Annotated in this window: 14 protein-coding genes; 6 read left to right on the plus strand and 8 right to left on the minus strand. The window is 63.4% G+C overall.

Annotated features, from left to right (window positions below):
• Positions 1-79: 79 nt before the first annotated feature.
• From gltA to ACYQ6T_RS03400, 6 genes are read right to left on the minus strand one after another with little or no spacing between them, the layout of a single operon-like run.
• Complete coding sequence (gene gltA / locus ACYQ6T_RS03375; RefSeq protein ID WP_459827614.1) at positions 80-1,672, minus strand: citrate synthase; 1,593 nt, start codon at positions 1,670-1,672, stop codon at positions 80-82.
• A 10-nt stretch (positions 1,673-1,682) separates the two neighbouring features.
• Positions 1,683-2,393: a succinate dehydrogenase iron-sulfur subunit gene (locus ACYQ6T_RS03380; protein ID WP_459827616.1), complete on the minus strand. Its 711-nt coding sequence runs from the start codon at positions 2,391-2,393 to the stop codon at positions 1,683-1,685.
• Positions 2,394-2,411: 18 nt separating this feature from the next.
• Entirely contained in the window at positions 2,412-4,205 is a 1,794-nt protein-coding gene (gene sdhA / locus ACYQ6T_RS03385) for a succinate dehydrogenase flavoprotein subunit (protein WP_459827618.1), read from the minus strand.
• Between the two features lies 1 nt (position 4,206).
• Positions 4,207-4,554 (minus strand): succinate dehydrogenase, hydrophobic membrane anchor protein, encoded by a 348-nt coding sequence (gene sdhD, locus ACYQ6T_RS03390; protein WP_459827621.1) that lies wholly within the window; start codon positions 4,552-4,554, stop codon positions 4,207-4,209.
• Complete coding sequence (gene sdhC, locus ACYQ6T_RS03395; RefSeq protein ID WP_459827623.1) at positions 4,548-4,934, minus strand: succinate dehydrogenase, cytochrome b556 subunit; 387 nt, start codon at positions 4,932-4,934, stop codon at positions 4,548-4,550. The genes sdhD and sdhC overlap by 7 nt, the downstream gene beginning before the upstream one ends.
• A gap of 58 nt (positions 4,935-4,992) precedes the next feature.
• The gene (locus tag ACYQ6T_RS03400) at positions 4,993-5,718 is read right to left on the minus strand and encodes a GntR family transcriptional regulator (protein WP_459827626.1); all 726 of its coding nucleotides are present in this window, start codon (positions 5,716-5,718) and stop codon (positions 4,993-4,995) included.
• Positions 5,719-5,867: 149 nt separating this feature from the next.
• On the opposite strand from ACYQ6T_RS03400, the gene ACYQ6T_RS03405 reads away from it, so the two are divergent.
• The 3 genes from ACYQ6T_RS03405 (at position 5,868) to ACYQ6T_RS03415 (ending at position 9,307) form a co-directional block, all read left to right on the plus strand.
• Positions 5,868-6,872, plus strand: a complete 1,005-nt coding sequence (locus ACYQ6T_RS03405; RefSeq protein WP_459827629.1) for a malate dehydrogenase — start codon at positions 5,868-5,870, stop codon at positions 6,870-6,872.
• 101 nt (positions 6,873-6,973) lie between these two features.
• Positions 6,974-7,972: an HpcH/HpaI aldolase/citrate lyase family protein gene (locus ACYQ6T_RS03410; protein WP_459827632.1), complete on the plus strand. Its 999-nt coding sequence runs from the start codon at positions 6,974-6,976 to the stop codon at positions 7,970-7,972.
• A 9-nt stretch (positions 7,973-7,981) separates the two neighbouring features.
• On the plus strand, positions 7,982-9,307 hold the full coding sequence (locus ACYQ6T_RS03415) for a lytic murein transglycosylase (RefSeq protein ID WP_459827635.1): 1,326 nt from the start codon (positions 7,982-7,984) through the stop codon (positions 9,305-9,307).
• A 19-nt stretch (positions 9,308-9,326) separates the two neighbouring features.
• On the opposite strand, the gene pepN is transcribed toward ACYQ6T_RS03415, so the two are convergent.
• Both pepN and ACYQ6T_RS03425 read right to left on the minus strand, forming a co-directional pair.
• Entirely contained in the window at positions 9,327-12,179 is a 2,853-nt protein-coding gene (pepN, locus tag ACYQ6T_RS03420; protein WP_459827638.1) for an aminopeptidase N, read from the minus strand.
• Entirely contained in the window at positions 12,180-12,623 is a 444-nt protein-coding gene (locus tag ACYQ6T_RS03425; protein WP_459827641.1) for an RDD family protein, read from the minus strand.
• 120 nt (positions 12,624-12,743) lie between these two features.
• On the opposite strand from ACYQ6T_RS03425, the gene ilvB reads away from it, so the two are divergent.
• The 3 genes from ilvB to ilvC are packed head-to-tail and all read left to right on the plus strand — an operon-like array spanning position 12,744 to position 16,039.
• Positions 12,744-14,474 carry a biosynthetic-type acetolactate synthase large subunit gene (gene ilvB, locus ACYQ6T_RS03430; protein WP_459827643.1) on the plus strand — a complete coding sequence of 577 codons (1,731 nt, stop codon included), beginning with the start codon at positions 12,744-12,746 and terminating at the stop codon, positions 14,472-14,474.
• Positions 14,475-14,485: 11 nt separating this feature from the next.
• The gene (ilvN, locus tag ACYQ6T_RS03435) at positions 14,486-14,977 is read left to right on the plus strand and encodes an acetolactate synthase small subunit (protein WP_459827646.1); all 492 of its coding nucleotides are present in this window, start codon (positions 14,486-14,488) and stop codon (positions 14,975-14,977) included.
• A gap of 45 nt (positions 14,978-15,022) precedes the next feature.
• The gene (gene ilvC / locus ACYQ6T_RS03440; RefSeq protein ID WP_459827649.1) at positions 15,023-16,039 is read left to right on the plus strand and encodes a ketol-acid reductoisomerase; all 1,017 of its coding nucleotides are present in this window, start codon (positions 15,023-15,025) and stop codon (positions 16,037-16,039) included.
• Positions 16,040-16,078: the final 39 nt, after the last annotated feature.

Here is a 16,078-nt window from a genome sequence, read left to right on the forward strand (position 1 = left end):
TTGTCCAAAAGGCACAAGGCGCCTCACGTTCCGGCGCCTTGCGTGTCCCTCATCTTATCCGATCGCTTCCCTCACCTGATCACTTCCGCTCGCTCATCGGAACCACGTCACGGCGTGGCGATCCGACGTAGAGCTGGCGCGGCCGCCCGATCTTGTACTCGGGGTCGGTAATCATCTCCTCCCACTGCACAAACCAGCCGACTGCGCGCGCGAGCGCGAAGATGCAGGTAAACATCGACGTCGGGATCCCGATCGCGCGCTGGACGATGCCAGAGTAGAAGTCGACGTTGGGGTAGAGCTTCTTCTCGACGAAATAGTCGTCTTCGAGGGCGATTTTCTCGAGCGCCATCGCGAGCTTGAAGAGGCGATCGTTCTCGAGGCCCAGTTCACCCAACACCTCGTGGCAGATTTTGCGCATCAGCTTCGCGCGCGGGTCGTAGTTCTTGTAGACGCGGTGGCCAAAGCCCATGAGCTTGAAGGGATCGTTTTTGTCTTTCGCCCGCTTGATGTATTCGCCGACGCGCGAAACGTCGCCGATCTCCTCGAGCATCCGCAGGCACGCCTCGTTCGCGCCGCCGTGCGCCGGCCCCCAGAGGCAGGCGATCCCGGCCGAAATACAGGCGAAGGGGTTCGCCCCGGAGGAACCCGCAAGCCGCACCGTCGAGGTCGAGGCGTTCTGCTCATGGTCGGCGTGCAGCGTAAAGATCACGTCCATCGCCCGCACGATCACCGGGTTGGGTTCGTACTTCTCGCACGGGGTGCCGAACATCATGTGGAGGAAGTTCGCGGTGTAACCGAGGTCGTTGCGCGGGTACATGAACGGGTGGCCGATGTTGTACTTATAGGCCATCGCGACGATCGTCGGCATCTTCGCGATCAGGCGGATGAAGGAGAGGTCGCGATGCTCCTGGTCGGAGAAGTCCATCACGTCGTGGTAGAAGGCCGAGAGCGCACCCACCACACCCACCATCACCGCCATCGGGTGGGCGTCGCGACGAAAACCGCGGAAGAAGCTATTCATCTGGTCGTGGAGCATCGTGTGCTGCGACACCTTGCGCTCGAATTGGGCGAGCGTCTCGGCGTTCGGCAGCTCACCATACTTCAGCAGATAGGCGACCTCGAGGAACGAGCACTGCTCCGCGAGCTGCTCAATCGGGTAGCCGCGGTAAAGGAGCTCCCCTTTGTCGCCGTCGATGTAGGTGATCGTTGAGCGGCAGCTGGCGGTCGACAGAAAACCCGGGTCGTAGGTGAAGACTTTCGCCTCTGAACCGAGTTTGCGAATGTCGATCACCTCGTTGCCGTAGGTCGGGGTCATTATCGGGAACTCGTAGCTCTTCCCGTCGATGGTGATGGTTGCTTTGCGTTGTTGCGTCATCGTCTCTACTCCAGACTGGTTTGTCTCACCTCCCGGTTGCCCCAGGAGTTCCACGGTATGGCGGCGATGAACCGCCTGAATCTTGGCAATCAGTGCGCCCCAGTCGGCCCGGGGTGGTGCGTGGGTGCCGTTGATCAGCGGCCAGAGCTCGTGGTCTTCGAGCGCAAGGAGCTCGTCGAGCGCCGCGAGTTCGGCATCATTCAGCTGATCAAAAGTCTCGGCGAGAAAGGGACGGAAGACGAGGTCGAGCTCCAGGAGCGCCCGGCGGCATCGCCAACGAATCCGTCCCCTCTCCATGACCATCTCCTCACACCATCCGCGAAACCATCAGATCCTTGATCTTGCCGATCGCCTTCGTCGGGTTGAGATGCTTCGGACAGACGTCGACACAGTTCATGATCGTGTGGCAGCGGAAGAGCCGGTAGGGGTCGTTGAGGTTGTCCAACCGCTCATTGGTCGCCTGGTCACGCGTATCGGCGATGAAGCGGTACGCGGCAAGGAGCCCCGCAGGACCGACGAACTTGTCGGGGTTCCACCAGAACGACGGGCAGGAGGTCGAGCAGCAGGCGCAGAGGATGCACTCGTAGAGACCGTTGAGCTCGTCGCGATCCTGCGGCGACTGGAGCCGCTCGCGTTCCGGCGGCGGATCGTTGTTGATCAGGTACGGCGTGATCGAATGGTACTGCTTGAAGAACTGGGTCATATCGACGATCAGGTCGCGAATCACCGGCAAACCGGGAAGTGGCCGCAACACGATCGGTTGCTCCAGCGCGTCGATGTCGGTGAGGCACGCTAGCCCATTCTTGCCGTTGATGTTCATTGCGTCCGAGCCACACACCCCTTCGCGGCAGGAGCGGCGAAACGCGAGCGAATCGTCTTTGGCCTTCACCTTCACCAACGCCTGCAGGAGTTTCTTATCGGTTGGTTCGATCTCCACCGAAATATCCTGCATGTAGGGTTTTTCGTCCTTGTCGGGATCGTAGCGATAGATCCGGAAATGGACCACGCGGTTACTCATAGCCAGGCTCCTTCTCGATCAGTAGGTGCGCTTCGCGAGCGCGATCGGCTGGGTATCGGGGTTGAGCGGTTGCAGGTGGACCGGCTTGTAGGTCAACCGATTGCCGTCGCGATACCACAGGGTGTGCTTGAGCCACTCTTTGTCGTTGCGGCCGTTCGGGAACTCCGGAGTATCGGGGCAATCGTCCCGCACATGCGCCCCGCGCGACTCTTTGCGGGCCTCTGCCGAAATCATCGTCGCTTTGGCCACTTCGATCATGTTTTCGAGCTCAAGCGCCTCGATCCGCGCGGTATTCCACACCATCGACTTATCGTTGATGAAGGTGTTCTTCACGCGCTCCTCGACTTGCAGAATCCGCTCGACCCCCTCTTTGAGAAGGTTGGCGAAGCGGAACACCCCGGCGTGCTTCTGCATCGTCCGCTGCAGGTCAAGGAGAACGTCGGCAACCGGTTCGCCGGTGGTCGCGGTGTTGAGGCGGTTGATCCGCTCCAGCGACCGATCTGCCGCGTCCTTCGGCAACGGTTTCAACCGCAGGTTGCCGCTCTGAATGTCTTCGATCACCGTTTCGCCCGACGCCTTGCCAAAAACGAGGAGGTCGAGGAGCGAGTTGGTACCCAAGCGGTTCGCCCCATGGACAGACGCGCACGCGCATTCGCCTGCGGCGTAGAAACCGACCACCGGCACCTCGAGGTTCTCCCCTTTCGGCACGACCACCTGCCCTTTGTAGTTGGTGGGAATCCCGCCCATCTGGTAGTGAACGGTGGGAACCACCGGGATCGGTTCGTTGATCGGGTCGACGCCGGCAAACTGGATCGCAATCTCGCGGATTCCGGGCAGCCGCTTCATGATCGTTTCGGGCGGCAGGTGGGTGATGTCGAGCAGCACGTAATCTTTGTTCGGCCCACAGCCGCGCCCTTCGTTGATCTCGGTCACCATCGCGCGCGACACGACGTCACGGCTCGCGAGGTCTTTGAGGTTCGGGGCGTAGCGCTCCATGAAGCGCTCACCGTGGCAGTTGCGCAGGATCCCCCCTTCGCCACGCACCCCTTCGGTGATGAGCACCCCTGCGCCGGCAACCCCCGTGGGGTGGAACTGCCAGAACTCCATATCTTCGAGGGGAATCCCAGCGCGCGCGGCCATGCCGAGCCCGTCGCCGGTGTTGATGAAGGCGTTCGTCGACGAGTAGTAGATCCGGCCGGCACCACCTGTGGCGAAGATCGTCGCTTTCGCGTGGAAGATCGCCACCTTGCCGGTCTCCATCTCCATCGCCGTGACCCCTAGGACGTCACCGTCGGCGTCACGGATGAGGTCGAGCGCCATCCATTCGACGAAGAACTGCGTCCGGGCCCGCACGTTACGCTGGTAGAGCGCATGGAGCATCGCGTGGCCGGTCCGGTCGGCTGCGGCGCACGAACGCATCACCGGCGCTTCACCGTAGTTCATCGAGTGGCCGCCAAACGGACGCTGGTAGATCTTCCCTTCGTCGGTCCGGTCAAAGGGCATCCCGTAGTGCTCGAGCTCGATCACCACTTCGTTCGCCTTGCGGCACATGAATTCGATCGCGTCCTGGTCACCGAGCCAATCGGACCCCTTCACGGTGTCGTACATGTGCCAGTGCCAATGGTCGGGCGTGGAGTTCCCCAGTGACGCCGCAACCCCCCCTTGCGCGGCAACGGTATGCGACCGGGTCGGAAAGACCTTGGTCAGGACTGCCGTGCGCAGCCCCGCTTCGGCAAGCTGGAGCGCAGCACGAAGCCCTGCCCCCCCGGCACCCACGATCACGGCATCAAAAGTATATTTTTCGACATTCATCTCACAACCCCCAAAGCACACGCGCCACCCACGCCAGGTAACCGATCAGCGCCATCGCGGTGGCGACATGGAGCGCAATCCGGAGACCCAACGGCTTGATGTAGTCCATCCAGATGTCCCGCACACCGATCCACGCGTGATAGCAGAGCGAGGCAAAAAAGAGGAAGGTCAGAAACTGCATCAGCCGCCCGGAAAAGAGCGCCGTCCAGTGTTCATAGGTCATTGCCGGGAGCGTGAGCGCCGCAAAGGCGAAAATGACCGTGTAGAGCGCCATGTAAGCGGCGGTAATCCGCTGCACCAGCCAATCTTTGACGCCGTAATGGGCGCCAACCACCAATCGCTTCACCATAGCCAGATCCCCAAAATCACCGTGAGCGCCAAACTCACCATCAACACCACCCGAGCGCTTTGCCGCGCAGGCTCCAGCTCCACCCCCTTGTGGAGATCGAGCAAGAGAAAGCGAATCCCTGCGCAGAAGTGGTGGAGATAGGCCCAGAGGAGCCCCCACAGAATCAGCTTCACGAACCAATGACCGACAATCGCTTTATAGGTGGCGAAGGTCTCGGGCGAAGTAAGGCTCAGATCAAAGAGGTAGATCAGAAAGGGCAAAAAGAGAAAGAGTCCGGCTCCGCTAATGCGGTGCAGGATCGAGACGATCCCGGGCAACGGCAACCGAATCTCTCGCAGATCGAGAAATTTCGGCCGCTTCTTCACTTGGGTCTGCATCATCATCTACTCCCCAGGTTGGACAACTTGAGTGCCCGGCAGGCACCCCCCCAAAAACCGATCAGGTGAGTTCATTGTAGTAGTGGTACGACTCGGTCGCATAAAAACCTTTGCGCCACTCGACTGGGCGATCGTTATAGGTGTAGGTAACCCGTTCGACGAAGAGGAGCGGCGAGCGCTCGGCCACCCCCAACGCCTCGGCGGTGACACGGTCGGCAGCAACCGCCTTCAACCGCTCCTCGGCACGCACCATCCGAACGCCAAAGCGGGTCTCAAAAAAGCTGTAGAGCGACCCGCGCCACTCCTTGAGGGCATCGAGAGAAAACGATTCAAAGAGTTCTCCCGGCAGATAGATTTCGTCGAGCACGAGCGGCTTTTGCGCAAAGCGCAGCACCCGGCGAAAGATCACGATCGGCGAGCCGAGCGGAATTTGCAGCACGCGCGACGCCTCTTGCCCCGCTTTGGCGCGCCAGCAGTCGAGCGGAACGCTCGTTGCCTGCACCCATTCGCCGTCATCCCGCCGCAACCTTAGAAAGCGGTAGAATTGCCGCGGGTCACTGTGCGAAACGACAAAGGTGCCTTTTCCTTGTTTGCGCACCAGGAGATTCTCAGCGACGAGTTCATCGATTGCCTTGCGCACCGTCCCTTGGGAGACCCCAAAACGGACCGCCAGCTCTTGTTCGCTGGGGATCGCCTCACCCGGACGCCACTCCCCCTGCTCCAGCGACTGGAGGAGCAGCCCCTTGATCTGGCGGTAGAGCGGAGAGAACGCAGGTGACGATGCCATAGGAGTGATTGAATCACAAAAAACGGGCGCTGTCTACCATGTCTTCTATCTTATATATGACATAAAAGACAATTGACAGATTCAACCCACACGCCTATCATAACGCACATTCTGTCCATCTGTTCCAACCACGCAAAAGGGAGTCAACCATGGCCAAAGCCCCCGTTCGTGTCACCGTCACCGGTGCAGCCGGTCAAATCGGTTACAGCCTGCTCTTTCGCATCGCCGCCGGCGAAATGCTCGGTCGCGACCAACCGGTGATTCTGCAGCTCCTCGACCTCCCCCAAGCGCAGAAAGCTGTGCAAGGGGTGATGATGGAGCTCGAGGATTGCGCTTTTCCGCTTCTTGCCGACATGATCGCAACCGACGACCCGAGCGTCGCGTTCAAAGATGCCCAGGTGGCGCTCCTTGTGGGTGCCAAACCGCGCGGCCCCGGGATGGAGCGCAAAGACCTCCTTTCGGAAAACGCCAAGATCTTCACTGTGCAAGGCGCGGCGATCGGGCAATACGCCGACCCCAACTGTAAAGTGCTCGTCGTGGGCAACCCGTGCAACACCAACGCCTACATCGCGATGAAGACCGCGGAGAAGTATGGTCGGGTACCGGCGAAGAACTTCACCGCGATGCTGCGCCTCGACCACAACCGGGCGCTCGCGCAACTGGCGAAGAAGACTGGCCGTCCAGTGACCAGCTTCAAACACCTCGCCGTCTGGGGCAACCACTCCCCGACGATGTACCCCGACTACCGCTTCTGCACCTCAAACGGCGAGTCCGTCAAAGACCTGATCAACGACGAAGCGTGGAACCGCGACGTCTTCATCCCGACCGTCGGCAAGCGGGGCGCAGCGATCATCGAGGCGCGCGGGCTCTCCTCGGCAGCCTCGGCAGCGAACGCCGCAATTGACCATGTGCGCGACTGGTGGCTCGGCTCCAACGGCGAGTGGGTGACGATGGGGGTTCCTTCGGATGGCTCCTACGGCATCCCCGAAGGGATCGTCTTTGGTTTCCCCTGCGTCTGCGAAAACGGCGAATACCGGATCGTTCAGGGGCTGCCAATCGACCCGTTCTCGCAAGAGCGGATCGCGAAAACCCTTGCCGAGCTCGAAGAAGAGCGTAACGGTGTGAAAGACCTGCTCGGGTCATCTCAAGCCTGAGCAAGCGCTCCGCGAACGCCCCTACTCAAGGAACCCCAAACGCTGGGCGAGGGGCGTTCGCTGCGCTATCATTAGGGGGCGTTCCCGTAGGGCCTCATGCCATGAATCGATCGCCCCAGATGGATCCTGCTCTGCTCCTCTTTGGCGCGACACGCCGCCCACCCCTTCTCCCGGTGGTGGTCCACTACTGCGGCCAACCCCGCTTCATGGAAAAAGCGCTCGCGCTCCAAGCTGAGCTCGGACCCCGCTTTGACATCGTCTTTGACCTCGAAGACGGCGCCCCCGTCGGTCAAGAGGACGAATACGCCCAATTGGCGCGCTCCTATGTCCTGAGCGACGCAAACCGCTTCGGCCGCGTCGGCGTGCGGATCCACGATCGCACCCACCCCCACTGGTGGCGCGATCTGACCACTCTGCTTCCGGCGACCGCCGAGCGGATCGCCTTTGTCACCCTCCCTAAGGTCCGCTCGGTCGACGATATCACCGTGGTTGCCGACGCGATTGCGACGCTCTGCCGCACCGCCACGCGAACGCCGCCGCTTCATGTGCTCATCGAGACCCACGGCGCAGTGCGGGATGCCTATCGGATTGCCGCCCACCCGCTCGTCGAGTGCCTCGACTTCGGCTTGATGGATTTCGTCTCGGAGCACCTGGGTGCGATCCCCGTGGCAGCAATGCGCTCGCCGCTCCAGTTCGACCACCCGCTCATCCGCCGCGCGAAATGCACCGTCGCGGCTGCGGCCCACACCGCGGGCAAGGTCGCGGCCCACAACGTCTGCGTCACGCTCGACGACCCTGGGAGCGCCTTTGCCGACGCGCGCCGCGCCCGAGATGACTTTGGTTTTACCCGGATGTGGAGTATCCACCCGAGCCAGATCACCCCAATTATCGACGCCTTCACCCCCGATCCCGCCGAGATCCGTGAAGCCGAACGGATCCTCACTGCAGCGATGGCGGCGCAGTGGGGACCGATTCGCGACCATGGGCAGCTTCACGACCGCGCCTCGTACCGTTACTACTGGATGGTGCTCGCCCGCGCCCACCAGGTGGGCGTTCCCCTCCCCGAACCGTTTGCCCACTGGTTCACCGCTGCGGGTTAGGAACAAAAGATGTTCTCGGTTCCCAGCTTCCCCTGTGTACGCGCGCTCCGCCAACCGCTCGTCAAGGCATTCTCTTGGGCGTTGCTGCTCCTTGGCGCTTCTTCTCCGGCACTCGCCCAGCAATCTTTTGATGAGACCGTTTCGCGCGAAGCGTTGCAGCGGTGCCTGCGCGACCTGAAGTCGGCTGCGGCCGCGCGCGGGGTACCGACACCGCTCTACGAGCGCCTCACCCAGAGGCTGGCCCCGGAACCACGGGTGTTGGCGCTTCTCGATCGCCAACCCGAATTCGTCACGCCGCTCTGGCAGTACCTCGCCCAGTTGGTCGACCGCACCCGGGTCGCCGAGGCGCAGCGCGCTTTGAGCGACAACGAGCTGCTGCTGCGCCAAATCGAGCGCACCTACGGGGTCGAAGCAGAGCTCCTCGTCGCCTTTTGGGCGGTCGAGAGCAATTTCGGCCGCAACTTGGGGCGGTTCGACCTCATCCAGTCGCTCGCGACCCTCTCCTGTTTTGGGCGGCGGCAAGAGTACTTTCGCGGCGAGTTCCTGACGCTCACCGAGATCATCGCGCAGGGGGAGATCACCACCCTTCCCCCCCGCGGTTCGTGGGCGGGGGCGTTTGGCCAGACCCAGTTCATGCCCTCGACCTTTGCCGCCTATGCGGTCGATGGCGACGGCGACGGGGTGCGCGATCTCTACGGGTCGCTCGCCGACATCTTTGCCTCGACGGCCAACTTTCTCAAACGCTCCGGTTGGCGCTACCGCGAACCGTGGGGCGTCGAGGTGCGTCTCCCCGCCAACTGGCAGAGCACCGCAACCGGCAGGACAGTGAAGCGCCCGACGCGGGAGTGGCTCGCGCTGGGGCTCACCCGCGCCGACAACGCTCCGTGGGACTTGACCCAGCTTCCCGAGCGGGCGGCACTGCTGCTCCCGGCAGGGAGTGCCGGACCGGCGCTGCTTGTCTTTCCCAACTACGACGCCCTCTACCGCTACAACGCCGCAGAGAGTTACACGCTTGCGGTGGGGCTCCTCTTTGACCTCCTCAAGGACCCCGCGCGCGCAGCGCGTTTTGACCCGAAGCAGCCCTTCGCCACCCCGTGGCCGACCGACGAGCCGCCGCTCACCCGAAGCGAGATCGAGCGCATTCAAGAGCGGCTTGCGGCGCTCGGCTTTGACCCCGGACCGGTCGATGGAACGCTGGGCAACGCCACCCGCGAGGCGTTGCGCCGCTTCCAGGTGACCTGCCTGGGTGACGCGGCGGCAAGCGGCTGGCCCGATCACCGGACCCGCGCCCAACTCCTCTCCGAGACGCCTTGCCGTACAACGGAGTTGCGGTAAAGGGGTGTGCACCCCGTCGTCAGAGGGGGTACATCTCCCGGACCCGCGCTACCACCTCTTGCACCTCGTTCGAGCGCGCGTCGCGCGCCACCTCTGCCACCGCCGCGAGCGCCGTTCCCCGGTGGGGATCGCACCAATGGACCGCCTGCTCGAGGGCCCGGGCAAGACGCGCCGCAACGAGCGGGTTACTGCGGTCCAAGCGCAGGACCACCTCGCGCCACCATGACCAGGCGAGCTCACCGGCTTCCACACAGACGGGCAGGTTGTGGGCAAAGAGCGCAAGCACGAGGGCATAAACCTTGTTGGGGTTGCTCCAACGAAATGCGGGGTGTTCGGTGAGCATCTGGACCCGGCGGAGGATCGCCTCCGCTCCTTGCCCCTGCCACGGCCAACGGGTGGCGTGGCGCTGGAGCCACTTGTCGCTGACGATCGCATCGCCCTCGTAACGCACGGCAAATGCGGCGAGGTACTTTTCGGCGACCGCGGCGTCGGGGTGGGCGAGCGCGGCGTCGACCACCGCGAGCCGGTCGCTCAAATTGTTCGCCTCCTGCCAGCGCACCTCGAGCAGCGACGCAACCTGTGCCGGCAACTCCCCTGTGCGCTCCTCGCCTGAGCGGATCGCGAGGAGCTTCAACAGCCACGCGGTCAGTGCCCGGCTTCCCGCCGCGCGCGGCTCGTAGCGGTAAGGACCAGTCACGGTGTGGCGCGCCACCAGCGAGAAGAGGATCTCTGGAGGAGCAATTCTCGCGACAATCCGCCACCAGGCCATGAGGCGGCGGCGGATCAGGAGCGGGTCAAGCGGCCGCGCCGCCTCGTCGCGCACAATCGCCTCGGCTGGCGGGGCAAGGAGGCGGACGCGGAAGTGGGGGTCGAGCGTCTCGTCGCAGAGCGCCTCCTGCCACGCGGAGCAGAAATCGTCGCCCCACTCGGCGGCGAACTCCCCCTCGGTGACGAACGGCTGCGCGGCGAGCTGCAACGCCTCCCCCGCCTGCCAGCGGTTGAACGGGTCGGGGTCAAAGGCGAAGCGGCGCAAGAGCCAGGCGATCGGCTCCTGTCCGTCAGCTTCCCCTGCCCAACGCACGCGCACCGGCGCCGAGAAGCCGCGCAGCAGCGACGGCACCGGATCCTCCTCGCGCCTGATTCCCCCAATCCGCCACCGCTTGACCGCCCGGTCAAGCACCAATAGCGCACTCTCCTCGTCACCTGCCGACGGCGTCGCCTCACTTTCCCCTTCAGCAGTCGCGACAAAGGGTAGCGGCCTTCCCGCTTTGCCGATCCACCCGACGCGCACCGGGATCACGAGGGGTTTTGCCGCAACGTCCCACCCCGCGAGCCGCTCTTCGAGGGTGAGTTGCAACGCCTCCCCCTCCCAACGAATCGTCGCCACCACCTCGGGGGTTCCAGCGGCGTCGTACCAGTGGAGGAACGGGGTGAGGTCGCGGCCGTTCGCATCGGCCAGCGCCGCGACGAAATCTTCGCACGTCACCGCACTCCCGTCGTGGCGGGCGAAGTAGGTGTCGAGCCCCCGGCGAAACCCTTCCTCGCCCAGCAGCGTATGGAGCATCCGCACCACTTCGGCCCCTTTCTCATAGACGGTTGCGGTGTAGAAGTTGTCGATCGCGCGGTAGCGGCGCGGCCGCACCGGGTGGCGCATCGGCCCGTCATCTTCAGGGAACTGCACCGCCTTCAACGTCGCGACATCCTCAATACGCTTCACCGCCCGTGCTGCGCGCGCTTCAACGGGGTGACGCGCCATCGCCGCGAGGCGATCGGCGGAGAACTCCTGATCGCGAAAGACCGTCAACCCCTCTTTGAGGGTCAGTTGGAACCAGTCGCGGCAGGTGACGCGGTTCCCGGTCCAGTTGTGGAAATATTCGTGGCCGACGATCGCCTCGACGTTGGCGTAGTCGGTGTCACTGGCTGTTTCCGGGGAGACCAGCACATATTTGGCGTTGAAGAGGTTGAGCCCCTTATTCTCCATCGCCCCCATGTTGAAATCCTCGACCGCGACGATCATGTAGCGGTCGAGATCGAGCACGCGGCCGAAACGCTGCTCGTCCCAGCGCAGCGCCGCCTCGAGCGACTCGAGCGCCCAACCGGCACGGTCGCGGTGGTGCGCCGCAGTCCAGACCTGCAGCAGCGCCGAGCGCCCGTCGGCGAGCACTACCCGCTTTTCGGTCGCGACCAGATCGGCGGCAACCAGGGCAAAGAGGTAGCTCGGTTTGGGAAAGGGGTCGTCCCACACCGCGTAGTGCCAACCGTCGGGCAAATCGGCCGTCGCGACCAGGTTGCCGTTCGAAAGGAGAACCGGATAGCGCCCCTTCTCGGCGCGCAGCCGCACGCGGTAGCGGGCGAGCACATCCGGGCGGTCGATGAAGGGGACGATGCGGCGAAACCCCTCCGGTTCGCACTGGGTAAAGAGTCCGCTCGACGACTGGTAGAGCCCTGAGAGGGCGCTGTTTGCCGCGGGGTTGAGGCGCACTGCGGCAACGACCCAAAGGCGGTCGGGGAGTGCGCCGCTCACCGTCACGCTGCGTTCCCCCTTCCGCACCTCCCCCACCGGCTCCGCCCCCGCTTTCGGCTGCAGGGCAAAATCGACAACCGTCGCTGTGTCACACGGCCATGCAGTGAGGGTCTCGAGCGTCACCGCGGAAAAGTCGCAATCAAGCTGAAGCGCTTCACCCGCTGCTCCGTTCGTGCGCGCACAGGAGAGGATCGCGGTCACCTCGGTCGCGGTCGGTGCAAGCGCGAAATCGAGAAAAACCTCGACCACCCGCCATGCGGGCGGGCGATAATCCTCGAGCGCCACTTCAGCGATCGCCCGCTCCTCTGCCTCTTCGCGCCAAAGCGCTTGTTCCTCTTCTGCTGCCATCTATTGCACCTTCCAATCCCAATAGACAATTCGCGTCTTGGCCAGACGGTCGTGCAAAAAAAGGGCGTCGGGATCCAACCACGACCAGAGGATCCCGATCCCGGTCATCACACTGGGCCATGCCAGCAGAAACCGCAGCAGACACTGTCCCCAGCTCGGGGGGCGGCCATCGGCCGAGAGGATCCGCAGCTTCCACGTCTTCATCGCCAGCGTCGCACCACGTTTCCGCCAGTGCCAGACGAAGTAGAGCGCAAGGAGCGCAACGAGGTGAACCCACAAAAGCCACCCTGGGGGCGTAACGTGGGCAACGACGCCCACCACCACCCACGGCAGGAGCACGCCACCGCCCACCACACCGATCAACAACAGAAGTTCGTAGAGCATCGCCGCCACGCGGCGGCTGCGCGTGGCCAACACCGCTTGGGGGGGAGTACCTTCGCTCACCTGCGCAAGACCTTTATGACCCAGAACCGATTATGCCCTACCCGATGGGGATTGACCAAACGCGTCCGAATCGTTAAGGTTACGGGTTTACCCGTACGCTCATCAGCAAGGAACACTTCGATGCAACGCACCGGCGCAGAGATCGTCATTCGCAGCCTCCAAGAGGAGGGGGTTCGCTTTGTCTTCGGCTACCCCGGGGGGGCGGTGCTTCACATCTACGACGCGCTCTTCCAAATCAATCAGGCCGAACCGGAGCGGGAGATCCGCCACATCCTGGTGCGGCACGAGCAGGCAGCGGTCCATGCCGCCGACGGCTACGCGCGCGCAACGGGCGAGGTGGGGGTGGCGCTCGTCACCTCGGGGCCGGGGGCGACCAACGCCGTCACCGGCATCGCCACCGCCTATATGGACTCGATCCCGGTGGTGATCCTTTCGGGGCAGGTCCCCACCCCCGTCATCGGCGAGGATGCGTTCCAAGAGGTCGACACCGTCGGGATTACCCGCCCCTGCGTCAAACACAACTTCCTGGTCAAAGACGTCACGAAGCTCGCCGAGACGATCAAAAAGGCGTTTCACATCGCCCGCACTGGCCGGCCTGGGCCGGTACTCGTCGACATTCCGAAGGACATTACCGCGCAGCTCACCGACTTCCACTATCCGAAGACGGTCGCGATGCGCTCCTACAATCCGGTGGTCAAAGGCCACCCAGGGCAGATCCGCAAAGCGGCCCAAGCGCTCCTGCAAGCAAAGCGCCCGATGATCTACACCGGCGGCGGGGTTGTCCTCGGCAACGCTGCGCCGGAACTGCGAGCGGTGGTGAAGCGCCTCGGCTACCCGATCACCCAAACGTTGATGGGGCTCGGCGCCTTTCCCGCGAGCGACCCGCAGTTTCTCGGCATGCCCGGCATGCACGGGACCTATGAAGCCAACATGGCGCTCCACTACTGCGATGTCCTCCTTGCCGTGGGCGCCCGGTTCGACGACCGCGTCGTCGGCAACGTCCCCCACTTTCTGCAAGAGCCGCGCACGATCATCCACATCGACGTCGACCCGAGCTCGATCAGCAAACGGGTGCCCGTCGATATTCCGATCGTCGGCGACGTCAAAGCGGTCCTCGCTGACCTCCTTGCCGCGCTCGATTCACTCGACGACCAACCCGACGCCGCGGCACTCGCCGCCTGGTGGCAGCAGATCGACGCGTGGCGCGCGCGCAAGTGCCTCGCCTACACGCCGAGCAACGAGGTGATCAAACCGCAGTTCGTGATCGAGAAGCTCTGGGAGGTCACGAAGGGGCAGGCGATCGTCACCTCGGACGTCGGGCAACACCAGATGTGGGCCGCACAATACTACCGCTTCGACGAACCGCGCCGCTGGCTCAACTCGGGCGGCTTGGGGACGATGGGGGTGGGGCTTCCCTACGCGATGGGGGCCAAACTCGCCTACCCCGAGATGCCGGTGGTCTGCGTCACGGGCGAGGCGTCGATCCAGATGTGCATCCAGGAGCTCTCGACCTGCAAGCAGTTTCGCTTGCCGATCAAGATCGTCAACCTCAACAACCGCTACCTCGGGATGGTGCGGCAGTGGCAGGAGCTCTTCTACAGCGGCCGCTACAGCGAGTCCTACATGGATTCGCTTCCTGACTTTGCCCAACTCGCGCGCAGCTACGGCCACGTCGGGATCCGCGTCGACCGCCCGGAGGAGGTCGTCCCGGCGCTCGAGGCGGCGTTCACCACCCACAAAGACGACCTGGTCTTCCTCGACATTCAGGTCGACCCGCGCGAAAACGTCTACCCGATGATCCAGGGCGGCAAAGGGCTCACCGAGATGATCCTCGGCTCGGAAGAACTGTAAGGACACAACCCATGAGACACGTGATTGCACTGCTGGTGGAAAACGAAGCGGGGGCGCTGTCGCGCATCAGCGGCCTCTTCTCGGCGCGCGGCTACAACATCGAATCGCTCACCGTCGCGCCCACTGAAGACGAGACGCTGTCGCGCATGACGATTGTCACCACCGGTTCGGACGAGATCATCGAGCAGATCACCAAACAGCTCAACAAACTGATCGACACCGTCAAGGTGGTCGATATCTCCGAGGCGCCCCACATCGAGCGCGAACTGATGATGGTCAAGGTGCGCGCCGTCGGAGCCGATCGGGAAGAGATGAAGCGGCTCGCCGACATCTTCCGCGCCCGCATCATCGACGTCACCAGCACCACCTACGTGATAGAGCTCACCGGTGACCAGCAAAAACTCAACGCATTTCTTGCCGCGATCTCCCCCGGACTCATTCTCGAGACGGTGCGCAGCGGCGTCTGTGGGATCGCCCGCGGCGAGCGGATCCTGAAAGCGTAGTCAAGACCGTTTTATGACCATGTTTGACAACCAGAAGGGGTAACCATGAAAGTCTATTACGAGAAAGATGCTGATCTCTCCCTCATCAAAGGGAAAACCGTTGCGATCATCGGCTACGGGAGCCAAGGGCACGCCCACGCCTTGAACCTCCACGAATCGGGGGTAAAGGTGATCGTGGGCCTGCGCCGCGGTGGCGCCTCGTGGGGCAAAGCGGAAGCGGCCGGCCTCACGGTGATGGAGGTGGGCGACGCCGTCAAGCATGCCGACCTCGTGATGGTGCTCCTCCCCGACGAGGCTCAGCCGGCGGTCTATCGCCGCGACATCGAACCGAACTTGAAGAGCGGCGCGGCGCTCGCCTTCGCCCACGGCTTCAACATCCACTACAACCAGATCGTCCCCCGCGCCGACCTCGACGTCATCATGATCGCCCCGAAAGGCCCGGGCCATACGGTTCGCGCCGAATACCTCCGCGGCGGCGGCGTGCCCTGCCTCATCGCCGTCCACCAAGACCAGAGCGGTAAAGCGCGCGACCTTGCCCTCTCCTACGCCGCTGCGATCGGCGGCGCGCGCGCCGGGGTGATCGAAACCACCTTCCGCGAAGAGACCGAGACCGACCTCTTCGGCGAGCAGGCGGTCCTCTGCGGCGGGCTGGTTGAGCTCGTCAAAACCGGGTTCGAAACGCTCGTCGAAGCGGGTTACGCCCCTGAAATGGCCTACTTCGAGTGCCTGCACGAGTTGAAGCTGATCGTCGACCTGATGTACGAGGGTGGGATCGCCAACCTCAACTACTCGATCTCGAACAACGCCGAGTTTGGTGAATATGTCACCGGCCCCGAGGTAATCAACGACCAGTCGCGCGCCGCGATGCGCGCCGCGTTGAAACGGATTCAAACCGGCGAATACGCCAAATCGTTCGTCCTTGAGGGGCAGCTCAACTACCCCGTGATGACCGCGCGGCGACGCCTCACCGCGGAGCACCCGATTGAGCAGGTCGGCGCGAAACTGCGCGCGATGATGCCGTGGCTGACCCAGCACCGTCTCGTCGACCAGAGCAAGAACTGATCACAGCGCCGCACCCTCGTTGCACATCGCGCGAGGGTG

This window comes from Hydrogenophilus islandicus (genome assembly GCF_054657095.1).